The organism is Belliella calami (genome assembly GCF_022549695.1).
In the GTDB taxonomy this organism is placed as follows: Bacteria; Bacteroidota; Bacteroidia; order Cytophagales; family Cyclobacteriaceae; genus Belliella; species Belliella calami.
Genome location: NZ_JAKZGS010000002.1, coordinates 366,656 through 389,398, shown reverse-complemented (window position 1 = coordinate 389,398; position 22,743 = coordinate 366,656). Strand labels below are relative to the sequence as shown.

General features: G+C 35.5%; 22 protein-coding genes. 7 read left to right on the top strand and 15 right to left on the bottom strand.

Features of this window, described 5'->3' with window-relative positions:
* Positions 1-185 precede the first annotated feature (185 nt).
* From MM236_RS03915 to MM236_RS03890, 6 genes are all read right to left on the bottom strand, one after another.
* A complete protein-coding gene (locus MM236_RS03915; protein WP_241273621.1) occupies positions 186-356 on the bottom strand; it encodes a Lacal_2735 family protein in 171 nt (56 codons plus the stop codon).
* A gap of 43 nt (positions 357-399) precedes the next feature.
* Positions 400-1,995: a toxin-antitoxin system YwqK family antitoxin gene (locus MM236_RS03910; RefSeq protein ID WP_241273620.1), complete on the bottom strand. Its 1,596-nt coding sequence runs from the start codon at positions 1,993-1,995 to the stop codon at positions 400-402.
* Between the two features lie 183 nt (positions 1,996-2,178).
* Complete coding sequence (locus tag MM236_RS03905) at positions 2,179-2,685, bottom strand: hypothetical protein (RefSeq protein WP_241273619.1); 507 nt, start codon at positions 2,683-2,685, stop codon at positions 2,179-2,181.
* Between the two features lie 49 nt (positions 2,686-2,734).
* The gene (locus MM236_RS03900; RefSeq protein WP_241273618.1) at positions 2,735-3,733 is read right to left on the bottom strand and encodes a 3-oxoacyl-ACP synthase III family protein; all 999 of its coding nucleotides are present in this window, start codon (positions 3,731-3,733) and stop codon (positions 2,735-2,737) included.
* Between the two features lie 240 nt (positions 3,734-3,973).
* Positions 3,974-4,672: an SOS response-associated peptidase gene (locus tag MM236_RS03895; RefSeq protein ID WP_241273617.1), complete on the bottom strand. Its 699-nt coding sequence runs from the start codon at positions 4,670-4,672 to the stop codon at positions 3,974-3,976.
* 21 nt (positions 4,673-4,693) lie between these two features.
* Positions 4,694-5,653, bottom strand: coding sequence for a YheT family hydrolase (locus tag MM236_RS03890; RefSeq protein WP_241273616.1), 960 nt, complete (start codon positions 5,651-5,653; stop codon positions 4,694-4,696).
* A gap of 123 nt (positions 5,654-5,776) precedes the next feature.
* Here MM236_RS03890 and MM236_RS03885 point away from each other — a divergent pair, with 123 nt between their 5' ends.
* The 5 genes from MM236_RS03885 (at position 5,777) to MM236_RS03865 (ending at position 11,148) form a co-directional block, all read left to right on the top strand.
* Positions 5,777-7,492, top strand: coding sequence for a pyruvate dehydrogenase complex dihydrolipoamide acetyltransferase (locus MM236_RS03885; RefSeq protein WP_241273615.1), 1,716 nt, complete (start codon positions 5,777-5,779; stop codon positions 7,490-7,492).
* 226 nt (positions 7,493-7,718) lie between these two features.
* Positions 7,719-8,261 carry an ATP-dependent protease subunit HslV gene (gene hslV, locus MM236_RS03880; RefSeq protein WP_241273614.1) on the top strand — a complete coding sequence of 181 codons (543 nt, stop codon included), beginning with the start codon at positions 7,719-7,721 and terminating at the stop codon, positions 8,259-8,261.
* A gap of 110 nt (positions 8,262-8,371) precedes the next feature.
* A complete protein-coding gene (locus MM236_RS03875) occupies positions 8,372-8,587 on the top strand; it encodes a hypothetical protein (RefSeq protein WP_241273613.1) in 216 nt (71 codons plus the stop codon).
* A 565-nt stretch (positions 8,588-9,152) separates the two neighbouring features.
* On the top strand, positions 9,153-9,818 hold the full coding sequence (locus tag MM236_RS03870) for a TetR family transcriptional regulator C-terminal domain-containing protein (protein ID WP_241273612.1): 666 nt from the start codon (positions 9,153-9,155) through the stop codon (positions 9,816-9,818).
* A gap of 10 nt (positions 9,819-9,828) precedes the next feature.
* Positions 9,829-11,148: an ABC1 kinase family protein gene (locus MM236_RS03865; RefSeq protein ID WP_241273611.1), complete on the top strand. Its 1,320-nt coding sequence runs from the start codon at positions 9,829-9,831 to the stop codon at positions 11,146-11,148.
* Positions 11,149-11,202: 54 nt separating this feature from the next.
* Here the strand turns inward: MM236_RS03865 and MM236_RS03860 are convergent, their stop codons facing one another.
* From MM236_RS03860 to MM236_RS03845, 4 genes are all read right to left on the bottom strand, one after another.
* Entirely contained in the window at positions 11,203-11,844 is a 642-nt protein-coding gene (locus tag MM236_RS03860; protein ID WP_241273610.1) for a hypothetical protein, read from the bottom strand.
* Positions 11,845-11,969: 125 nt separating this feature from the next.
* Complete coding sequence (locus tag MM236_RS03855; protein ID WP_241273609.1) at positions 11,970-12,695, bottom strand: carboxypeptidase-like regulatory domain-containing protein; 726 nt, start codon at positions 12,693-12,695, stop codon at positions 11,970-11,972.
* Between the two features lie 33 nt (positions 12,696-12,728).
* A complete protein-coding gene (locus tag MM236_RS03850; protein WP_241273608.1) occupies positions 12,729-13,283 on the bottom strand; it encodes a carboxypeptidase-like regulatory domain-containing protein in 555 nt (184 codons plus the stop codon).
* Between the two features lie 422 nt (positions 13,284-13,705).
* Positions 13,706-14,797 (bottom strand): PQQ-dependent sugar dehydrogenase, encoded by a 1,092-nt coding sequence (locus MM236_RS03845; protein ID WP_439648008.1) that lies wholly within the window; start codon positions 14,795-14,797, stop codon positions 13,706-13,708.
* 124 nt (positions 14,798-14,921) lie between these two features.
* Between MM236_RS03845 and MM236_RS03840 the strand changes: the two genes are divergently transcribed.
* Positions 14,922-16,850, top strand: a complete 1,929-nt coding sequence (locus MM236_RS03840) for an ABC-F family ATP-binding cassette domain-containing protein (protein WP_241273607.1) — start codon at positions 14,922-14,924, stop codon at positions 16,848-16,850.
* A 222-nt stretch (positions 16,851-17,072) separates the two neighbouring features.
* Complete coding sequence (locus MM236_RS03835; RefSeq protein WP_241273606.1) at positions 17,073-18,341, top strand: type IX secretion system plug protein; 1,269 nt, start codon at positions 17,073-17,075, stop codon at positions 18,339-18,341.
* Between the two features lie 121 nt (positions 18,342-18,462).
* Here MM236_RS03835 and cas6 read toward each other — a convergent pair whose 3' ends face one another.
* The 5 genes from cas6 to MM236_RS03810 all read right to left on the bottom strand — a co-directional run bounded on the left by cas6 (position 18,463) and on the right by MM236_RS03810 (position 22,615).
* Positions 18,463-19,338 (bottom strand): CRISPR-associated endoribonuclease Cas6, encoded by an 876-nt coding sequence (gene cas6, locus MM236_RS03830; RefSeq protein ID WP_241273605.1) that lies wholly within the window; start codon positions 19,336-19,338, stop codon positions 18,463-18,465.
* 108 nt (positions 19,339-19,446) lie between these two features.
* Positions 19,447-20,544, bottom strand: coding sequence for a redox-regulated ATPase YchF (gene ychF / locus MM236_RS03825; protein ID WP_241273604.1), 1,098 nt, complete (start codon positions 20,542-20,544; stop codon positions 19,447-19,449).
* A 10-nt stretch (positions 20,545-20,554) separates the two neighbouring features.
* A complete protein-coding gene (locus MM236_RS03820) occupies positions 20,555-21,637 on the bottom strand; it encodes an AI-2E family transporter (protein ID WP_241273603.1) in 1,083 nt (360 codons plus the stop codon).
* Between the two features lie 122 nt (positions 21,638-21,759).
* Positions 21,760-22,089, bottom strand: coding sequence for a DUF3276 family protein (locus MM236_RS03815; RefSeq protein ID WP_241273780.1), 330 nt, complete (start codon positions 22,087-22,089; stop codon positions 21,760-21,762).
* A gap of 178 nt (positions 22,090-22,267) precedes the next feature.
* A complete protein-coding gene (locus MM236_RS03810) occupies positions 22,268-22,615 on the bottom strand; it encodes a 4Fe-4S binding protein (protein ID WP_241273602.1) in 348 nt (115 codons plus the stop codon).
* Positions 22,616-22,743 lie beyond the last annotated feature (128 nt).

The following is a 22,743-nucleotide window of genomic DNA, read 5'->3' as shown; positions in this document are numbered from 1 at the left end:
CTCGTCAGCAGACAACAGCTCACAGTCAACAGAACCACAAATCGTTCATCCAACAACCCATTGTTTGGCTACGTGCAAGAAAGCGGATAGTCATATTAATTTTAGTAAAAACGCAAAAAAAAATGGACTCACGAAAATCACGTGAGTCCTTTTGAATGTTATAAATATCAAGTGGAAATAATCTGTTACTTGCTTTTTAGAATATCTATTTTTTTTGCAACCATTTCCGCCTCTGCCATTAATTTGTCTGCTTCAGTTCTGTTTGAATGGGAGAGTTTATGTGCTTTTTCAAGAAGAGTTTTATAACTTTCCTGAAGCTTCTCTATTTCTGTTTTCTTTTTAAATAGTCCGAACATATTTTTTAGATAAAGAACTGATTCAGATCACGAATGTTATGAATTACTCAAACGTTTTGAACTTTATTTCATTCTCAGCTTCTTTTGGTTCTTTGATTTCATCTCCTTCAAAAGTTATGATTTGCTCAAGTCTTCCATTCATATTGAAGTATCGCCAAACACCTTCTTTTTTGCCATCTACCATTTCACCTTCAGATGCTACCTTTCCGTTTTCATGATAATATGACCATTTACCTTCAGGTTTTCCGCTTTTATAGGTTCCTACTGATTCTTTTTTTCCATTTATATAATATGTGATTCTAGTTCCACTTCCATCGTTCAAAGTTCCTCTATCAAGAGTTTTTGAGCCATTGTGAGTAAAATAATCACCTATGTTCATCAACCTTCCATTGCTCCAGTGTTCTTCTTGGGTGAGTTGTTTGTTGTCATAAAATAATCCCCATGTACCTTCTTCAAAACCCAAAAAATAACTTCCCACAGACTTTAACTGTCCTCCGTCATAATAATAGAACCATTGACCATTCTCTGAACCTAGATTATATTCGCCTTCAGCAATTAAAATTCCTATTTTATTAAAATATTTCCAAAGACCTGACTTTAAGTCATTCTTGTATTCTCCGATAGAGTAAAGTTTACCATCAGGAAAGTAATTTTTCCAAAGTCCATCTTTTACACCTCCCTTATATTGCCCTTCTACAGAAACGGAACCATTCGAATGGTTTTCAACATATTCACCTACAGGCATCCCCAATTCATATGTTTTCTTTTTGGATAAATTTCTATTTGGGAAGAATTCTTCCCAAGTACCTACTGGAATATCATTCTCGTATTTTTCAATCCTTGCAGTTCTTTTGTTTTCATAATAATATTTCCATTCTCCGATCTTATTTCCTCTATCATCATAATATTCTTCCGACTCTAGTGTCTTTGTCCCGGGGAAGTAAGAAAGCCATTTGCCAACTTTTCTTCCTTTATCAAACTGACCTTCCTGCCACGTCATTTTGTTGTTAACAAACCTTTTGAAAGTACCATCAGGCTTTCCGTTTATATAGTTTATTTCCACCATCAAAGTCCCATCATAGTCATATTCTGTGTATGGGCCATCTAGGTATCCGTTTTTATAGGTTTCTTTAATGGCTACTGCAGCTGGGCGAATGTTGAAATAGGTGATCCAAATGCCGTCTTTCTTTCCGTTGACGTATTGACCCTCCATTCTTTCTATATTTGGGCTAAAATTTGTCGCTTGCTCTGTTTTTGGATAATATTCTTTATACGGTCCCACAGGTATGCTATCCTGAAATACCAATTCAATTTTCAAATTCCCAAAAGGATCAAATTCCCTGTATGAGCCGTTAAGTTTGTCAAGTTTGTAATCTGCTTCTAGGCGTTTTATTTTTCCATCATGGTAAGCAATAGTTTTACCATCCCTTTTGCCATCAGTAAAATTGGTGGTCTGTATAAGTAATCCTGTTTTTGGGTTTTCAAATCTCCATAATCCATCCATTTTATTATTCACCATCAGTCCCGTCCCCACAAAAGTAGAATCTGAATTATATAAGGTGACTAAATTGGGATTGTTTTGTGCGGAAAGAGAAAATGGCAGGGTTATAAGTAGTAAATATCCAAGTATATATTTCATAAAATCTGATTTCATATTTTCTATTTAACTTCAAGCAACGGTGACTTTAGCAATTAGAGTTTTCTGTATTTCACAAATCGAGCCAAAACATTTGATTTTTTGACACAATTATTAATTACGCATTTGAATAAATTCGGTTCTAAATTAATTCATTTTAGCTAATATTTAGAAATTTATTCTATATTATTTGTCCAAGATGAATTTGATTTTTTCCAATAATTCAAATTTTATAACATTAATCGATTCGCTATATGTGATTTTGTCAAAAATCAAAAGATGGCCAAATTTTCTGATATGCTCATCTAGATTGACAGTACTCAGGAGATGATCAGATATGAAAACTGCCGGATAATCGAAAGCATCCGAAGCTAGTCCAACATAGAATTTTTTGAATTTATCATTGATACGCTTCAATTGTTTTTCGGCAGTAATCTTTCCAAATTGCACCAAGATGTATAAACCATGCCCCCACCAATTTAAAATTCTAATATTGAATCCACTATTTGAATCAAAATCCCTGCAAATATCAAGAACTTGATAAGGGCAGTTTTCAAGATTTATTCCTTGGGATACTTTTGTTCCTTTTGAATTTTTATACGCTTGAATTAATATTGATTGGGGAAATTGGTTAGCTATTTCTGTAAAGAGGTTAAGAAAGATGTTTTTTTGTACTTGTATATCTTCAAACATTTTAATGTTTTTTATTAAGTCAATATCAATCTTTTCAGGTTCTTCCATTTTACCAGTAAAGTATAGCCGAAGCCCAAGTAAAGCCACTGCCAAATGCAGCGAGCACTATCAAGTCTCCTTCCTTTATCCTACCTTGTTCCCATGCTTGACTTAGTGCAATAGGGATAGTTCCGGCTGTTGTATTGCCCAGCTTCATAATGTTGTTAAATACCTTTTCATCACTCAAGCCCATTTTTTGTTGTATATAATTACTTATTCTCAAATTTGCTTGGTGAGGAACCAGTAGGTCTATTTCTGATTTGTCTTTTCCATTTGCTTCCAATGCTTCATTTATCACCTCACTGAATCTCACTACAGCATGCTTGAAAACAGTGTTTCCATTCATAAACATCTTGAAACTTGGACCGTTGATGATTTCAGGTGAAAGGCGTACTTCTCGACTGCTCCCGGGATCTTTGAGGTACAGTTCTTCAGCATAATCTCCATCAGCATGAAGATGGGTGGAAAGTATCCCATTTTGTTCATGGTCAACAGCTTGAAGGATTGCTGCACCAGCTCCATCTGCAAAGATTACAGCACTAGATCGTCCTTCATCAGATTTATCCAATGCTGATGATTGGATCTCAGCACCTACTACCAAAACAGTCTTGTACATCCCTGTTTTGATAAACTGATCCGCAACTGATAAAGCATAAATAAAGCCAGAACATGCATTTCTTACGTCCAAAGCAGGTTTTCCTTGTATACCCAACTCTCGCTGTAAAAGTACACCATTCCCAGGTACAAAATAGTCAGGCGTGATGGTCGCAAAAACAATAAAATCTATCTCTTTTGCTTCTATTCCCGCCCTTTCGATTGCCATTTTGGATGCGGAAAGTGACATGCTTGTGACAGTGTCTTTGCCAGGGGTAAACCATCTCCTTTCCTCAATTCCAGTCCTCTCTACTATCCACTCGTTATTTGTATTCATGATAGAAGATAAATAGTCATTGGTAATGATTTGATCAGGTACATAGTGGCCAACACCTTTTATTCTGGACTTTTTCATAAACAGTAAGTTTAAATTGGGTTTTACGCTAGATAAAATATAGTTTAAAATGCTTTACAAATATAATATTGAAATAGCTTCAAGAATAATTTGTTTAGAAAAAGAAAGAAATTTCATTTTTTTATCGAAGCAAATTCGGGCGTTAGGATGGGGTCATATCTGATTTTGGCTGTTTTTTGTCAAAGAAATCTGTTTAGAATTATGTTTTTATTTACCTTTCAACTCCTTGAAATGGGATCGTCAGCCAAAAAGGGTGTAATTGCCAAATTGATCCATTGGAGATGTTTTCTTTAGGACTGAAGCTGTGTCATTATTAACTTGATTTACCAAAGGAGATACTGAGTAAGTAATCATTTCTATAGCTTGGTATGGAATTAACATATCTATCAATTCTTCCTCTGTAGTGTATGGGTCTAGCCACTTTTTTTCATCTTCTTTCTTAAGAATCACCGGCATCCTATCATGAACATCTTTGACTATTCCATTTGCTTCAGTAGTCAAAATCAAAAATGTGTGGTTGGATTCCCCTTTGTCATTCTCAAACTCTTCCCAAATCCCTGCAAATGCAAATAGACCTTCATCCGATAAGGTAAACCGGTAAGGAGTTTTGGTTTTTTTTCCGACTTTTTTCCATTCAAAAAAGCCATCTGCTGGGATAAGACATCTCCTTTTTTCGAAAGAAGACTTGAAAGATATTTTTTGGTTAATACTCTCAGAGCGAGCATTGATAAACTTTTGGGAGACAGGTTTATTCTTTGCAAAATCAGGAGTGATTCCCCAATAAAAAAACGAGAAACCTTTTGGGCTTTCTGACGTCAAAACAGGGAGCAACTGGGTAGGAGCTATATTGAATCGTGGGTTGAAATCTCCTAGCATTTCTGCCTGAAATCTTTCTTCCAGCTCTATTTTACTTTTACTTAGTGAGTATCTTCCGCACATGAATTTGATTTTTTGATAAATTTAAAGATCTGTATTTATAAATTCAAAAGCCCTCTTTTCTGACCAATATATTTCTGATCGGTTTCTAGGGCTAAATCCAACATGGCCTCCTTGCTTAGGGAATTCCATCCAAATATTTGGCAAGGACTTCCCCTTATTCACAGGAAAACATTTTTCACTTAAGAATGGATCGTTTTGAGCATTCAATATCAAAGTGGGAATTTCTATTTTGTCTATGAAATAAAGAGATGAATTTTTTTCATAATAATCATGGGCGTCCTTAAACCCGTGGATTGGACCTGTGAAAAAATCATCAAAATCTTTCAGTGTTTTTATTTTTCTTAAAAGACCAACAGGGATTTCATCTGGAAAAACGAGTGATTTTTTGATGATTTTTTCCTTTAAGGTATTTAGAAATCTTTTGGAATAAACGATGTTTTCTCTTGAAGATATTTTGATACAGGAGCTTTCTAAGTGCAAAGGAACGGAGATGGCTATAGATTTTTTTAACTTTGGATTTCTGGCTCTTTTTTCACCCAAATACTTAAGTGTTAGATTTCCGCCTAAGCTAAATCCTATCAAATAGATTTCATCATATGAAGTAGCAGCATGATCTATCACAGCATCAAGATCATAGGTCGCTCCAGAGTGGTAAAATATGGGTTTCTGATTCATTTCTTCACTGCAACCACGAAAATTCCAATTGACCACATCAAAATCTTTTCCGTAAAATTGATTTGCCATTCCCAACATATATGGCCTTTTGCTATTCCCTTCAAGTCCATGACTGATTATCACTAGTTTTTTGCTTCCTTTTCTTAACCAATCTAGATCCAAAAAATCACCATCATGTGTCGCAATCCTTTCTCTTTCAAATGGTAACGAAATCACACTTCTAAACAATCCTGGTATGATAGTTTGTAAATGTCCGTTGAATAACCATTTGGGATTAATGTAATCTATCTCTTTAATTAGGGGCATTTTTGTCCTTTCTCGATAATTTGATTTTTCTAATCATGAAAATACTATTATTAAATTTGAATAAAGACAATTTAAGAACTATTTTTGACCTGCTTAAAAATTGACTAGGATACTAAAAAGCTTATGGCCGAAATAATAAGAATGCCCAAGATGAGTGACACCATGGAAGAAGGGGTGATCGCAGCGTGGTTGAAGAAAGTAGGAGATGAAGTGAAACCAGGTGATATTTTAGCTGAAGTGGAGACTGACAAAGCTACTATGGAACTTGAATCTTATGAAGAGGGAGTTTTACTTCACATTGGTGTGGAAGAAAAAGACGCAGTACCTGTAAACGGTGTGATTGCGATAATTGGTGAAAAGGGAGAAAACATTGATGATTTGCTAAAAGAGGCAAATGGTGAAGGTGGTTCTTCTTCTACTTCAAAGGAAGAAAAGAAAGAGGATAAAGAAGAAGTAGACGAGGAGAAGGACGAAAATGAGGAGAAAGAAGATTCCAAAACTGAGGATGCTCCAAAAGAAGAGAAAATAGATACTTCTGATATCAATGCACAAGTAATCACAATGCCTAAAATGTCTGACACGATGACAGAAGGTGTGATTGCAACATGGCTGAAGAAAGTAGGTGACGAAATCAAGGCTGGAGACATTATTGCCGAAGTGGAGACTGACAAAGCTACAATGGAGCTTGAGTCTTACGATGATGGTATTTTGTTGCACATAGGTGTTGAAGCTGGTGAAGCAGTAGAGATTGATGGAGTGATCGCTGTCATCGGTGAAAAAGGAGCTGATTTTGAAAAATTGATCAAAGCGCATAGCTCCAAGGGAAGTGATTCTAAGGAAGTTCCAAAGGAGGAAAAGAAAGAAGAAAAAGCTCCAGAAAAGAAGACTGAAGAAAAGAAATCAGAGGCTAAAAAATCAGAAGAGCCAGCTAAATCCAGTACTTCGGATAGTAATGGTTCTGATGATGGAAGATTGAAGGCATCTCCACTAGCCAAAAAATTAGCATCTGAAAAAGGTGTTGACATCAAATTGGTGAAAGGGTCTGGTGAAGGTGGAAGAATAGTCAAAAGAGACGTAGAGAGTTTCGATCCAGCTTCTGTCAAGGCATCAGCACAAGAAAAAGCAACTACCACTGCTGCAGCACCTGCTATAGGTCAAGAATCTTTCAAAGAAGAGAAAGTTTCCCAAATGCGTAAAGTGATTGCAAAAAGATTGGCTGAAAGTAAGTTTAATGCTCCTCATTTCTACCTTACCATGGAAATCAACATGGATAAGGCTATAGAAGCTAGGAAAAGCATGAACGAAGTCTCTCCAGTGAAAATTTCTTTCAACGATATGGTGATCAAAGCGGCAGCTGCGGCTTTGCGACAGCATCCAAAAGTGAACTCTTCATGGTTGGGTGATAAGATCAGGTACAATGATCATATCCATATCGGTATGGCTGTGGCGGTAGAAGAAGGTCTATTGGTGCCAGTGATCAGGTTTGCCGATAGTAAGTCTCTTTCACAGATTTCCAATGAAGCAAAATCTCTTGGAGGAAAAGCTAAAACCAAAGAACTGCAACCAAAAGATTGGGAAGGCAATACCTTTACGATCTCTAATTTGGGGATGTTTGGAATCGACGAATTTACTGCGATCATCAATCCGCCAGATGCATGTATCATGGCAGTAGGAGGGATTAAAGAAACCGTAATTGTGAAAAACGGCCAAATGGTAATAGGCAATCTTATGAAAGTAACTTTGTCATGTGACCATAGAGTAGTGGATGGAGCTGTAGGTTCAGCATTCCTTCAGACTTTCAAAGGCCTATTGGAAGATCCAGTGAGAATATTGATCTAATCGATAAAAATTTAATATGTCAAAAAGTCCTGTTTCGCAGGACTTTTTGGTTTTTGTATAGTTATTGAATAAATAGATTAGAAATATAATTGAAACAAAGTTGAAATAAGATTGCTGCAAAATTGATAAACCACCTAATATGAACGGTTTTCATTTTTATTACAGAAAACATGTATTTTGGTTTTCTAATCTTAAATCTTACATCTAGTGACTTACATCTAAAAAAATGGAAAAATTAAAATCAACCACCGTAGTGGCTATCAAGCATAACGGAGAAGTAGTGATCGGTGCAGATGGTCAAGCTACTTTGGGAAATACAATTGCAAAAAGCAGTGTCAATAAAATCAGAAGACTTCAAGGAGGAAAGATTGTGACAGGATTTGCAGGATCTACAGCAGATGCGTTTACACTTTTAGAAAAGTTTGAAGAGAAGCTTGGAGCTTTTGGGAATAATATGAAAAGGGCTGCAGTGGAACTTGCCAAAGAATGGAGAACAGACAGAATGCTCTCCAAACTCGAAGCGATGATGATAGTAGCAGACTCTCAGGATATATTGATTATTTCAGGAACAGGAGATGTTATTGAGCCTGATATGGAAATAGCCACGATAGGTTCGGGAAGCATGTATGCGCAGTCTGCGGCTAGAGCTTTGAAGAAGTTTGCTCCACAGCTGACGGCTGAAGAAATGGTAAGAGAAAGTCTCGGGATAGCTGCAGATGTCTGTATCTATACCAATCACAATTTGGTGGTGGAGAAAGTAATTGGTTAAAAATAGAAAGTCCTTTTGGGAAAAGCAGGTAAGTTTTTTCCAAAAGGCATTGTTATATTTATGAGGTTTTGTATAAACTAACTTTCTTTAATTTCAAATCAAGAAAAATCATGAAAGTAGAATCACTCAAGCTTGGACTTATTGAAAGATTAATGAAAGTTCAGAAAACATCAACTCTCGAACGCATGGAAGAGTTGATCATTAGAGCTGAGATGGAAGATAGAGCGGAGGAATCTTTGAATTCTATTTCTAATAAAGAAATAATTTCGATTGAGCAGTTCAAAAAAGAGAATCATAAATGGGTGAAGGAAAACCGTACGAAGTAGTGATTACGAAAGCTGCAATGATGCAATATCAAAATCGAGTTTTGCCTTACATTTTTGATAACTTTATTTTTTGATAGGGCTATAGAGATTGGTAGAAAAATTATTGAAAAGGCAAGTACATTAAAAAATTATCCCAGCAGAGGCAGTCTAGAAAAATATTTAGCCACATTTAAACAAGGATTTAGATTTATCCTATATTAAGAAAATAGATATTTTGAGTTAAAAATTGTTTATTTCATTGATGAAACAGAAAATACAGTTTTTATAACTGACTTTTTCCCGACCAAGATGCATCCTAAAAGGTTAATTAAATGATTTGTTTCATTTTGAAGTAGTTGACAATTTGAATTCTTTTAGGTTTTGTTTAAATCCTAGGAAAATGCTCTTAAGGTTGACTGAAAGTAAACTCCTTTGTCTTGCTTTTAGAATTAATACCTATTTGAAAAATCCCAAAGGGTAGACTGAAATCAGTTTTAAAGAATCTTTCGGTTTTCCATTTATTTTATCTTTTATTTTAAACCTAGAGTGTCTTTTTCGGGTTAACATGATAGCAAATAAAAGCATCATGGAAAAAACAACCGCTAAGAAAACTACAAAAATAGATATCAAAAGTAAAATTGTATCGGGCTACGTTAATCATGTTTTGGAACATGGGCACGAACCTGTATCTGTTTTCAAATTTGCAAAGGATCTTAAGATGAAGGAGGAAGATTTTTATAATTACTTCACTTCTTTTGACTCAATCAAAACTGCGGTTTGGTCACAGTTGTTTGAGGCTACTGTAGAAAGTATAGAATCGCAGGAGGTTTATAGAGAATATTCGGCAAGAGAGAAATTGCTAAGCTTTTTGTTTACATGGATTGAGGAATTGAAGAAAAACAGATCTTACCTTTTGTCTTTGTATGGCAACAAAAAGGATGTCAAAAGTCTTTTACCCACAGAAGTGAAAATCTTCAAATCAAAATTTAAAGATTTTGCCAACGAGATTATTTTGGAAGGTAAAGAAACCGAAGAAATTGCAAGCAGACCAATTTTGAGTGATCGCTATGACGATGCGTTGTGGTTTCAGGTTTGGTTTGTATTTCAATTTTGGCTGAATGATACATCCCCAGCTTTTGAGAAAACAGATGCAGCCATTGAGAAATCAGTGAATTTAGCATTTGATCTGATGGGGAAAAGCGCATTGGACACGTTTATAGATTTTGCAAAATTCATGTATCAAAACAAGTAATCGAGGAATTATGGAGAGTAAGGTAAAAGAGCAGCAAAGTATTCCTACATCAAAAGTACAAAGAGCGGCAAAGTTTATTAGTACAGGCGCCAAAGTAGGTGGTAATTATGTAAAGCATTATGCAAAAAAAGTTGTGAACCCTTCGATGACAAAGGAGGAGCTTCATAATAACAATGCAAATGATATTTATAACTCATTGAGTGAATTGAAGGGTTCGGCGCTAAAAGTGGCTCAAATGATGTCTATGGATAAGAATATCCTTCCAAGAGCATATCAGGATAAATTTACAATGGCACAATACAGTGCTCCACCATTATCTTACCCGCTTGTAGTAAAGACTTTCCAAAAGTATTTTGGCAAGACGCCAGAGTCAATTTTCGATACTTTCACAAAATCTGCGGTAAATGCAGCTTCCATTGGGCAAGTGCATCAAGCTACGCAAGGAGGTAAGAAATTAGCTGTAAAAATACAATATCCAGGAGTAGCAGACTCAGTAAGTTCCGACCTGAAATTAGTACGCCCATTTGCATTGAGACTACTTAATATGAATGAAAAGGAACTAGATCATTACATGGAAGAGGTTGAGGAAAAACTGCTCGAAGAGACAGATTATACCTTGGAGGTAAAGCGCTCAAAAGAAATCTCCAAAGCTTGTTCTCATATCAAAGATTTGAATTTCCCGGATTATTATGAGGAGTTCAGTGCAGAGCGAGTGATTACGATGGATTGGATCGATGGTAAGCATATCAAAGAATGGCTTGAAACCAATCCTTCTCAAGAAGATAAAAACAGAATAGGTCAGGCCTTGTGGGACTTTTATCACCATCAAGTTCATAACCTAATGCAAGTTCATGCAGATCCCCATCCTGGGAATTTTATAATCCAGAATGATGGAAAATTGGGTATCATAGATTTTGGTTGTGTTAAAGTGATTCCAGAGGATTTCTATAAAGGTTATTTTTCGTTGATCAAAAGAGAATTGTTGATCAATGAAGATGAGCTAAATGAAATTTTCTATGGATTGGAATTTATCAGTGATAAGGATACTCCTGAAGAAAAGATTTATTTCAAAGGTGTGTTTAAGGAAATGATTTCTCTTTTGGGGAAACCTTTCCACGTCGATACCTTTGATTTTGCCGATAACGATTATTTTGAGCAGATATTCAAATTGGGAGATAGAATTTCCAATGATAAGATGTTCAGAAAATCAAGACAAGCTAGAGGTTCTAGACATGGTCTTTATATAAATAGAACCTATTTTGGAGTTTATAATTTGCTCAACCAATTGGAAGCAAATATTGTCACAACAAAACCTGAATGGTTGGAGTAGAAATTTGAATATTGGAATTTAAAAATAAAAGGCGACCATTTTAGGCCGCCTTTTTTAATTCACTAATCCTTCTTTTCTTAATTCTTTTTTCAATGCATCCACATATTCTCTAGCAAATCCACTGATATCGTCAGGATTCAATGTTCTCGATTGTGCGGACCAAAGCAATTTTAGGGATTCTGAATCATACAGATTTGTTTCCATAAAATATTTTTTGTCAGTTGTATAATATCCCTGATTCCATCCTGCACCATGCCAGTGATTAAAGTATCCTCCAAAATTCCCATAATAACCGAATCTGCCCATTGGAGCAAACCCAGGACCGACAGGGCCACCTTGAACGTAACGTTCTTCTTCTTCTACATCGATCAATGTGATCGTTAGAATAGCTTCAGAATTATTGGTTTGCATTGCTTCTAGAATTTGATCCTTACTTGGTTCACCCGAATCAAAGAAGTCAGGAGAGAGTACGTCCAAGCTTTTAGTTGTAACAACAGCACGGTTCTGTAGCCTTGATGCAAATTCATTTTCTAGGTTTTGCCGTATTTGCAAATCTTCCGACAATGCTGCTATAAATATATTGGAGTAATTCGTTTTCGCTTCATCAGCTTTCCAACTTGCGGTAACCTGAGTGGTGGGTGAACATCCCCAAAGCATAATTATACTTAGGAGACCAATCATTATTGACTTTTTCATGGTAGTAGTTGATTGATTAAACAAATGTTTTTTCAATAGTGCTACTCAGAAAAGTGCAAACCCTATTCCAAAATGTAACTTTGGAAGGAAAATAGAGTAATAATTGGAATTAGTAGGAGAGTAGTTTATATTTTTTTCCAGAACTGCCACCATCTTTTTCTGTTTTGTATGATGATAATCTCGCCAATCAATTCCTCTTTGGATTCCTCCATTTCAAAGTCTTGAAATATTGGGAGTTGATCTTTTTTAAATTTCATTGAAATAGTTTCATAACCAATGAAACGAACTTCTATTTCATTTTTTTTTCTTTTCAAGTCATTTGGGATATCAATTTTAAACTTTCCTTCAATACTTGATGTGGTTCCTACTTGTGTGTTTTTAAGCAAAATCACTGCTCCAGGTATTGGCTCTCTTGTAATTGCATCAATTACTTTACCTGAAATAAAGCTTTCTGAATTATTATTTTTTAGAACTTGAAAATCTATCCTGAGCAATTCTTGAGAAGTCTGTCCTATTGTATAATTTTTATCTTGAGGAATTTGATTTTTGGCGTTGATTTTATCAGTCCCAGCAAATAGGAATAGTCCTGTTATTACTTTAAATGCTAAAGAGTGCTTATATGTTCTCGCTGTATCGAAAAGATGACTTTTATGATGTTTGTTTATTTTCCCACAAACTTTTTGATTGCTTTTGTTCATGTATTGAAGAATTTCTTCATTCGATAAATTTGTAAAATCGAGTACTGTCGTTTTACATTTTGAACAAAATCCACCATTTTCATTGATAGAAAGAGAATCCCATTTTTTATCACAGGGGTTCTTAATTGATATTTTTAGATTTTTATTGGCCATAATTATTGAATTTTTGTCACATCCTAAAAATCTTTATCTCTTTACTTTCTTTTTATTAAATTGATCAGGAACAGCTAGATTAAATTCCCCATTTTTACTAGTAACAGTTCCAACAACAGATTTTTGAATTAGTATAGCTACACCTTGAAGGGGTTTTTTTGAATGGCTATCTACAACTATACCTTGAATTTGACTTTCCGTATTGTTATTTTTAAGTACTTGAAATTCTAAATTGTCATAGCTCTGATTTATTATGACACTATTGGTATGCGTAAATTGATTTTTTGCAATTGATTTTTCAGATCCCGCAAACAAAAAAAATCCTGCTAAAATTATAAAAGTTAGAGAATGTCTGTAAGTCCTTAACACATCATAAAAAAGATTGTTTTGATGTTTGCATAATCTTTCACAAACCTCTTGATTACTAGCTTTGATATGGATAAAAATTTCTTCATTGGACAAATTGGTAAACTCAACAACTGTAGTTTTGCATTTTGAACAAACTCTAACGTTTTCATCCAAAGAAAAAAAATCATATTTTTTATCAAAAGGCTTCTTTCTGAGTATTTTGACGTTTCTATTGTCCATATTTTTTTAATTTTTGTTAGTATTACCTCCTGAAATTACTTGATACTTTTTTTATTGATTTCTATGTACTTCCGCTAGCCATTCAATTGCCTCCCGATAAGGACGCGAGACAGGCTTTTCAGGGCAAACATAATTGAATTCTTTTTAGACATCGGGTCATGACCCGATGCTTGGATCATAAGCCCCCCTAGGGCATGTTCCCGGTTCTTGCTTCTCGTTTCACACTCTTGTCTCAAACACGTGTCTTTTGCCTCTCGATTCTCTGACTCTCGCTTCTCGTCTCTCTTGCTTCTTGTCAGAGATTCCTCTCATTTCCCATATCTCACATCCTAATCCCTCAATAACCTAATTTACTGATAGCTTTCTATCAAGAAATCATTGTCGTTCTAAATCTTAATTCTTCAATCTACATTCTAAAATCATCACTTCTTATAACTGATCCTATAGATACAATTAGACATGTCATCAGACACCAAGATGCTTCCATCAGCGAGTTGAAGCACATCCACCGGTCTTCCCCAGACTTCTTGGGAATCTTTATCCAGCCAACCTTCAGCAAATACTTCTTCTTTTGTGACTTTGTTTTGCTTATCTACTGTAATGTTTGTCAGCTGATATCCTACTTTCTTGCTTCTGTTCCAAGATCCATGTTTGGCTACGATGATATTATTTCTGAATTTTTCAGGAAATTGAGAGCCAGTGTAAAAGCGCATTCCCAAAGGAGCAGTATGTGCACCTAGCTTTGCAGAAGGTGCAGTATAAGCATTTTTTTCTTTCCCTTTATTTCCAAATTCAGGATCTTTGACATCTCCTGCATGCCAATATGGATAGCCAAAGTGCATTCCTTTTTGCGGAGCATGGTTAAGCTCGCAATCAGGGATGTCATCACCCATCATATCACGCCCATTGTCTGTAAACCATAATTCTTTCGTGACAGGATGCCAATCAAAACCTACCGAATTACGAACACCTTTTGCAAATATCTCTGGCTTGATGGAAGCTGAATTCACATCTATTCTTGTGATGCTGGCAAATATTTCTTCAGGTTCACAAATGTTACATGGTGCTCCAATAGGGACATATAATTTTCCATCAGGCCCAAATGCGATGAATTTCCATCCATGATGTGCTTTGTCAGGAAACTGATCAAAAATCACCTCTGAACTTGGGTTCGATAGTTTTTTTTCAATGTCTTTGAAGCGATGGATTTTGCTGACTTCTGCCACATATAAATGACCATCTTTGAAAGCAACCCCATTTGGCATTCTGAGTCCTTCTGCTAAGATAAATTTTTCATCGGCCTTTCCATCTTTGTTATTATCCCTGAGTGCATATACTTTGTCTCCCTGTCTATTTCCTACGAATACGGTTCCATTATCACCCAAAGCTAGGGACCTTGCATTAGGAACATCCTCTGCCCATACCGAAATCTCAAAATTTGGAGGGAGTTTTATGGTTTCTAATTGGATATAATTATTTTTATTTTGACCATTGCAAGCTATGGAAATCATCATAGCAAGTAAGAGAAGGATGTTTTTGAGCATGGTTAATTGATTTACATAAGTAATAAATATCATCATTTTCTTTAAATTTTACAGCATCTTTCTATATCAATGGTAGATTGCCTATTTTTGCGCCATGTTATCTATCAATAATCTTTCGTATTTCATCGGAGGCAGGGCACTTTATGAGAATGCTTCTCTACATATAAAACCAAAAGACAAAATAGGACTAGTTGGTCTCAATGGGACTGGCAAGTCAACTTTGTTAAAAATCATCAATGGCGACTATCAACCTTCTTCGGGGGATATTCAAAAATCTAAAGATTGTAGCATTGGATTTTTGAACCAAGATCTGCTTTCTTACCAATCTGAAGACTCGATTTTGGATGTTGCTTTGGAAGCATTTAAAGATACTTTAAAGTTACAAGAGGAAATTGATGCTGTTCTAAAGCTCATGGAAACAGATTATTCTGACGAGATAATCAATAGGCTGGCTAAGCTTCAGGATCAATTTGAAGCCAATGAAGGCTACACAATCAAAGCAAAGGCAGAGGAAGTACTAGAAGGGATAGGTTTCAATACAAAGGATTTGCAGAGACCACTAAAGACTTTCTCCGGAGGTTGGAGAATGCGTGTGATGCTCGCTAAGCTTCTTTTGGAAAAGCCTTCTCTATTGATGCTTGATGAACCTACCAACCACTTGGATTTACCTTCTATTCAATGGGTAGAAAATTATTTAAAAACCTACGAGGGTGCTGTTATTGTTGTATCTCACGATCAAGATTTTTTAGATAATTGTATAGAATCCACCGTTGAGGTTTCGCATGGTAGTTTGACACTTTATTCTGGAAATTATTCTTTCTACAAAGAGGAAAAGAAGGAAAGAATGGAAATCCAGCAAAATGCTTACGAAAATCAACAGCAAATGATCAAGCAGACGGAAAAGTTCATAGAGCGTTTCCGTGCCAAAGCCACAAAGTCCAATCAGGTACAATCCCGTGTCAAAGCACTGGATCGATTGGATAGGGTAAATGAAGTGGTTGATGATAATATTTCTGTTAATTTCAAATTTAAGTTTTCACAAAAATCAGGTAGGGAATTAGTCTCTTTGGAGAATGTCTCAAAGTCTTATGGAGATCTAGTCATTTTGAAAAATTCTACAGCAAGAATTGAGAGAGGTGATAAAATAGCATTGATAGGAGCCAACGGAAAAGGAAAGTCCACTTTGTTAAGAATTGTGGATGGTACCGAACCGATAGAAGGCAAAAGGGAACACGGTTTCAATGTGATCAAGTCTTTTTATGCACAGCATCAATTGGAGGCTTTGAATGTCAATAATGAAATTCTTCAAGAGATGGGGCAAGCAGGCTCAAAGAAGACAGAACAAGAGTTAAGAGGTGTTTTGGGTTGCTTTCTGTTTTCAAATGATGATGTTTTTAAAAAAATCAAGGTTCTGTCAGGTGGCGAAAAATCAAGGGTAGCGCTAGCAAAAACCTTAATTTCAGAAGCGAACTTTCTTCTTCTTGATGAGCCTACCAACCACCTGGACATGCAATCTGTAAATATATTGATCCAAGCTTTGGAGCAATACGAGGGGACTTTTATTACTGTTTCCCACGATAGACATTTTATAAAAGGTGTGGCAAACAAGATTTGGTACATTGAGAATCATGAAATAAAAGAGTATTTAGGCACATATCAAGAATATGTGGACTGGAAAGCAAAGCAGGAAGTAACAAGCTTACCAAAACAAGTGAAAGTTGATGCTCCAAAGGTCGAGCCAAAGAAACGTGAAGTCAGTAGCCCTGAATCTAATCTACTGAAAAAGGAATTGAAGAAAAAAGAACAAGAATTGGAGAAAATCGAACTTGAAATTTCTAAACTTGAAGCTATGAAATCTGCAATGGAAGCAGAAATGGCCAAACCAGAAGTTTATTCGGATATAGAAAGATTAGAGAAGTTGAATCAGGATTATACAAATCTAAAATCAAAAGAAGCTTCTCAAAATAAAGAATGGGAAAATTTGGTTGAAGCTATAGAAGATCTTCAAGAGCAAGTATCCTAATCGAAATCTTTCAAATTAAATCATTGCATTGAGCCGAGAATTAAGCGAAATCGATAACTTTATTGAATGCCAAATTCCTTTTTTGGAGTTTGGCATTATTTTTCGTTTAATTCTTTACAATTATTTCAGTTTCCTGATTTTTGTTAAGAAACAAACAAATGTTTACATTGGATAAGACTGTAAAAAAGATCTAATCAGAAGATTAATTTAAATCAACAGAAGATGTCAAAAAAAATTCTACTATTCACTTTTTTAATTATTTCAATCTCACAAGCTATAGCACAAGATGTGTTGGTTGATAAAGTATTCGAAGAAAATATTCAATCGGTGAGGCTTTTTCCACAAACACAAGACTTTGGTAGTCAAATGAGTTCACCTTCCATTTCATTGCAAGCAGCTACACCTTTATTGTTGTCGTTCGATGATATTGCATATGATCCCGATATGTATTCAGCTAGGATTATACATTGTGATATGGACTGGACACCTTCTGATTTGAAGGAGAATGATTATTTAGATCAATTTAATGAGTTTAATGTCAACGATTACAACTATTCCATAGATACTAGGATCCCTTATATTCACTTCAATTTTGTCTTGCCTAGAGTTACAAAAAGTGGAAATTATGTTGTCCAAGTCTACAGAGCAAGGGATAAAAACCAAACAATCATTACAAAAAGGTTTATGGTTTTTGATAACTCAATACAAATAGGGGCAAAGGTAGTACCACCTAGTCAAACGGAATTTAGGAGGGAACAACAGCAAATCAATTTGAATATAAACTATAAGGCACGGGAAGTCTTGGATCCAAGAAATAGCCTAAAAGTGCTAATTCGTCAAAATCAAAGATGGGATAATGTAAAGACAGACCTTGTTCCGACTATGGTTCGAGAGGATTTGAAGTCAGTAGAGTATCAGCTTTTCGATGGGACAAATGCTTTTTTTGCTGGAAATGAATTTAGGTTTGTAGATCTACGCTATGTCCGAGCAAGAGGGAATAATGTAGCCAAAATTGAAATGGAAGAGGACGCTGTATTTGCAGAGGTGTTGACAGAGAAGGCAAGGCCGACCGCTGTATATTCCCAATACATGGATCTAAACGGCCAATATGCCATTTTTAATTTTGAGAGACAAAACCATGACCTGGAAGGAGAATATATTTTGGCTACGTTCAACCTAGCTTCTGAAGGGATAAAAGAAACCCCGTATCTAATCGGGAGTCTGACAAACTGGGGTTTTCATCCAGATGCCAAAATGGTACTGAACTCAAAGACAAAAACCTATCAGACAACTTTATTATTAAAACAAGGATGGTATGATTATCAATTTGGATACTTGACAGAGGATGGGTGGAACATGTCAGCTATAGAAGGTGATCATTTTGAAACTGAAAACGAATATGAGATCTTTGTTTATTTCAGGGATTTGGGCTCTAGGTATGATGAATTGGTAGGATACATCAACCTCAACCCTAATAAAAGGAGACTTTAAATTGAAGATTCAAGTTTTAGAAGTGAGGAAAAAGTTTTAAAATTGAATTCATTATTGCGTTTTTTTTAACTCAACCAAAAAAAATAGCCCAATCGATTGATTGGGCTATTTAAGTTAGCAATTAAGCTTCTTCGGTTCCTTGTTCTCCTTCGCCTTCTTGAGGTTTCACTCTTTCTTGAGCTTTGTAAGGAATAAATCCTTCTCTCTTGAATTTGTAAGGTTCGGTTCTTTGGTTATGACCGTGGTTTGCTAAGTCTAGCATCCCGAAGCCTTTGTGGGTAAATGCACCCAATCCACATTTGAACACGAAATCCTGTACTTCTGGAGCCGCATACAAAGTGAAAGGAAGTGTATATCCTCTAACTTCATATTTCACATCCATGTCGTAAACAGAATAGATTCTAGCAAATTTCTTTTGCTGTTCTCTTAGCTTATTTACATAATTCATGTCAGGCACGACTTGAAACTTGTAGAATGATTCCATCTGCTCCTGGGAATACCAACCTGATCTTTCCATTCTGGTCAAGGTAGATTCATAAAGCAAATCAGAGAATTCATCTGAATCTGGATTGATAAATCTTTTACCTGACTCATCATTGAATGATGGTGTCAATAATACCAAAGGAGAGATACAAACGAACTTGTTCGAAGTCTCTAATTCTGGCTCTGTCTCTTGCTCCGTGTATTCAGGAGAGATAACAAGATTTCCAAGCTCAATTTTCGGAGTTGCAAATACTTGCTCAAGTAGATAGTCAATAAATTCTTCATTGGGTGATGAAAGCACTAGAGTGACTAAGCTCGAGTAATAATGTAATCCGCTTCTACTAACTTTGGTCTGTCCTTTTAGACCAGAGAAGTTGAAGTAATTGTAGTTGAAAAACTCCTCACGTCCACCTTTTACGATGAGACCTTTGAGAAATTGCGCCAGAATGTACTGGTGGTGAAATGGTAAATAAGCACCTTTGTTCTTTAACGAAAATATTAATCTTATTCTCACAGTTTTTAAAAATAAAATTGAAACAATTAATTAATTTGAATTGATAATTTGATTTGTGTTTTTTAATTACGGGTTCTTGCAAAAGTACAAATTTTTTTCAAAGTTTTATCATACATTGAACCTAAAATGCATAATATCACCATCTTGGACAATATATTCTTTACCTTCGATAGCTATTTTACCATTTTCCCTACATGCAGCTTCTGTTTTAAACTTTTCATATTCAGGTAGTTTGATCACTTCTGCCTTGATAAATCCTCTTTCGAAGTCAGTGTGAATTACACCTGCGGCTTGTGGAGCTTTCCAGCCTTTTTTTATCGTCCATGCCCTAACTTCTTGTACTCCGGCCGTAAAATAGGTAATTAAATTAAGGAGAGAGTAAGCTCCAGCTATCAATCTGTTCAGTCCGCTTTCTTCCAATCCGTATTCTGAAAGGAACATTGCCTTTTCGTCAGCATCTTCAAATTCTGCTATCTGCGCTTCCAAAGCCGCACACAAAATGATAACCTCAGCATTTTCTTCTTTAACTTCTTCCTTTAATTTTTCTACAAACTCATTTCCTGTCAAGATACTTTCTTCGTCAACATTAGCGACATACAATACAGGTTTTATTGTCAAAAGATGTAAGTCTCTCACAGCTTCCAAATCTTCTTTTTCCACATCTACTGCCCGAGCATTTTTTCCACCTACCAATGCGTTTTTGAACAGCATCAAAGTCTCCAATTCTTTTCTAGCCTTAGCATCTCCTGATTTGGCGATTTTTTCGACTTTCTGGATTTTCTTTTCTACAGACTCCAAGTCTTTCAACTGAAGCTCTGTATCAATCACTTCTTTGTCGAATACAGGATCGACACCCCCTGCCACATGCACAATATTGTCGTCATTGAAACATCTGATTACATGAATAATGGCATCAACTTCTCTGATATTTGCCAAAAATTTATTACCAAGCCCCTCTCCTTTACTCGCTCCTTTCACAAGGCCAGCGATATCCACAAACTCAATTACCGTAGGTAATACACGTTGGGGAGAAACAAGATTTTCGAGAATTTGAAGTCTTCTGTCTGGTACTGTTACGACACCGACATTTGGTTCGATTGTACAGAAAGGGAAATTTGCTGCTTCCGCTTTTGCACTTGATAAAGCATTAAATAGGGTTGATTTTCCAACATTGGGTAATCCAACGATGCCACACTGTAAAGCCATTATGAATTTTTTATAATTTAAATATTTTATATGCTTTATACCCTTTGTAGAATTCCATGATTGCTACTCTAAAGACGGTATAAACTGGTATTGCGAAGATCATTCCAGGAATCCCAGCGATTTTTGCTCCCGCAAAGATAACAACAAATATCTCAAGTGGATGCGCTTTTACAGATTTAGAGAAAATCAAAGGCTGTAAAATGATGTTGTCGGTCAATTGAACTACCGAAAAAACTGATAGAATCTTGATAATAAACAATGTGACATCGGTAGATTCACCAAAACTCGATGTAGTCAATCCAACCAATACACCAAATGTAGCCCCTAAAATAGGTCCAGCGTATGGGATCAAGTTGGCAACTGCTGCAAAGAATGCAATAGTCAATGCGTACTCTATCCCCAAAATTGACAAACCAACTGATGCTATGGTAAAGATCGCTGACATTTGTATCAGCAATCCTATCAAATAGTAGGACAGCAACATTTCAATCTTGTTGAAAGTAGATACATAGAGCTCAAAATAGGAATTTGGAACCAAGTTAATAATGTTTCTCCTGAGTAATCCGTTTTCGAGCAAAAGAAAAAAAGTGATAAATGTGATTGCCATTACTCCAATTAGAATATTGCTTGTAGTGCTTACAACAGTATTTACAAATCCTTGGATATTGATAATGTTAAAGCTGGAAATTAAGTTTTCTCTTACTTGCTTGATCAGGAACCCCGGCTCACTTTTGATTAATTGATACCTAATGAGCAAGTCCTCAACTTTTCCTGCAGGATTCTGTATTTGTTCGTACAAAAATTCTAAATCATATGTAGCAATAACTTGTATCTGTGTGCTTATTAACGGTACAAACAACAGCCCTGCTATAACAATTAAATTTACTATAACAAAAAAAGAAACAATAACTGCAAACCACCTTGGAATGTGTCTTCCCATAAGGTGGATAGAATTTATTCGGTTGGTCAGGGGTCGGAGTACCGCCGATAGGATTATTGAAAATACAACATAAAAAGCAATATTGGAAAAGTACCAACCTATTACAAATAATAGAATGGTGAAAATTGAAACATAAATGAATACTTTTTTCATGGATCAAAATAAAAAAGAGAAAGAAACCAACGAAAGATGAGGGTGCATCTTCCTAATATAGACAATTTTATTGTCTATTCTTAGTTTCTTTCTCGGTTATGATATGAGGGTTCAGAAGTGGATTAATCCCACTTCAGTTCATCATCATATTCAGATTCTGTTTCTTGCTCATCAAACTGAGAGAAATCAAAATCAGGTAAAAGGTCAGTTTTTACATGATCTACAGCACCTTGCAAAGCTTCGATAAATTTCCCGAAATCTTCTTTGTAAAGGAAAATCTTGTGTTTTTCAAAAGTGAACGAATCACCATTCATTCTTCTTTTACTTTCTGTGATTGTAAGATAATAATCGTTTGATCTGGTTGATTTTACATCAAAGAAGTAGGTTCTCTTACCAGCCTTTACTCTCTTCGAGAAGATCTCTTCTCTGTCATTTCCTCTGTTGTCTTCCACAGCCCTAAGTTTTTGTTGTTTGTATTTAGGAATTAAATCAGGAGGCAAGATAAATGAATTCATCATAGAAATTCAATAGCTAATTCAGTTTTTTTACATAACATGCTGAATTTTATCTATAAACTGTTTAAAATCAATTGAATCTGCCCAAAATCAATAAAAGAGGGCTTGCCCTCTTTTATTCTCCATGCATGAATACTTTCTTTTCAAGAAGTGTTTCTTCTGTTTCACGGTGATCAGGATCATCCACACAGCAGTCTACAGGACATACTGCTGCACACTGGGGCTCCTCATGAAATCCAGTACATTCAGTACATTTCTCAGTAACTATATAATAGAACTCATCTGAAACTGGTTCTTGTTTCTCTGTTGCATCTATTACTGAACCATCTGGAAGTGTTACTTCTTTTAAAGTAGTACCACCTGCCCAAGACCACTCAATCCCACCTTCATATATTGCTGTATTCGGACATTCTGGTTCACATGCACCACAATTGATGCATTCATCCGTAATCATTATTGCCATGGCTTATTTTTGTTTTTTTATTATTTTCATTCAAAATTAATACGCAAATAACATAACCACCAACAAAAAGTTGTTATGCTAAATAATTTATATTTAATCTAACTAAGATTTTTTTCTCCTAAATAAGA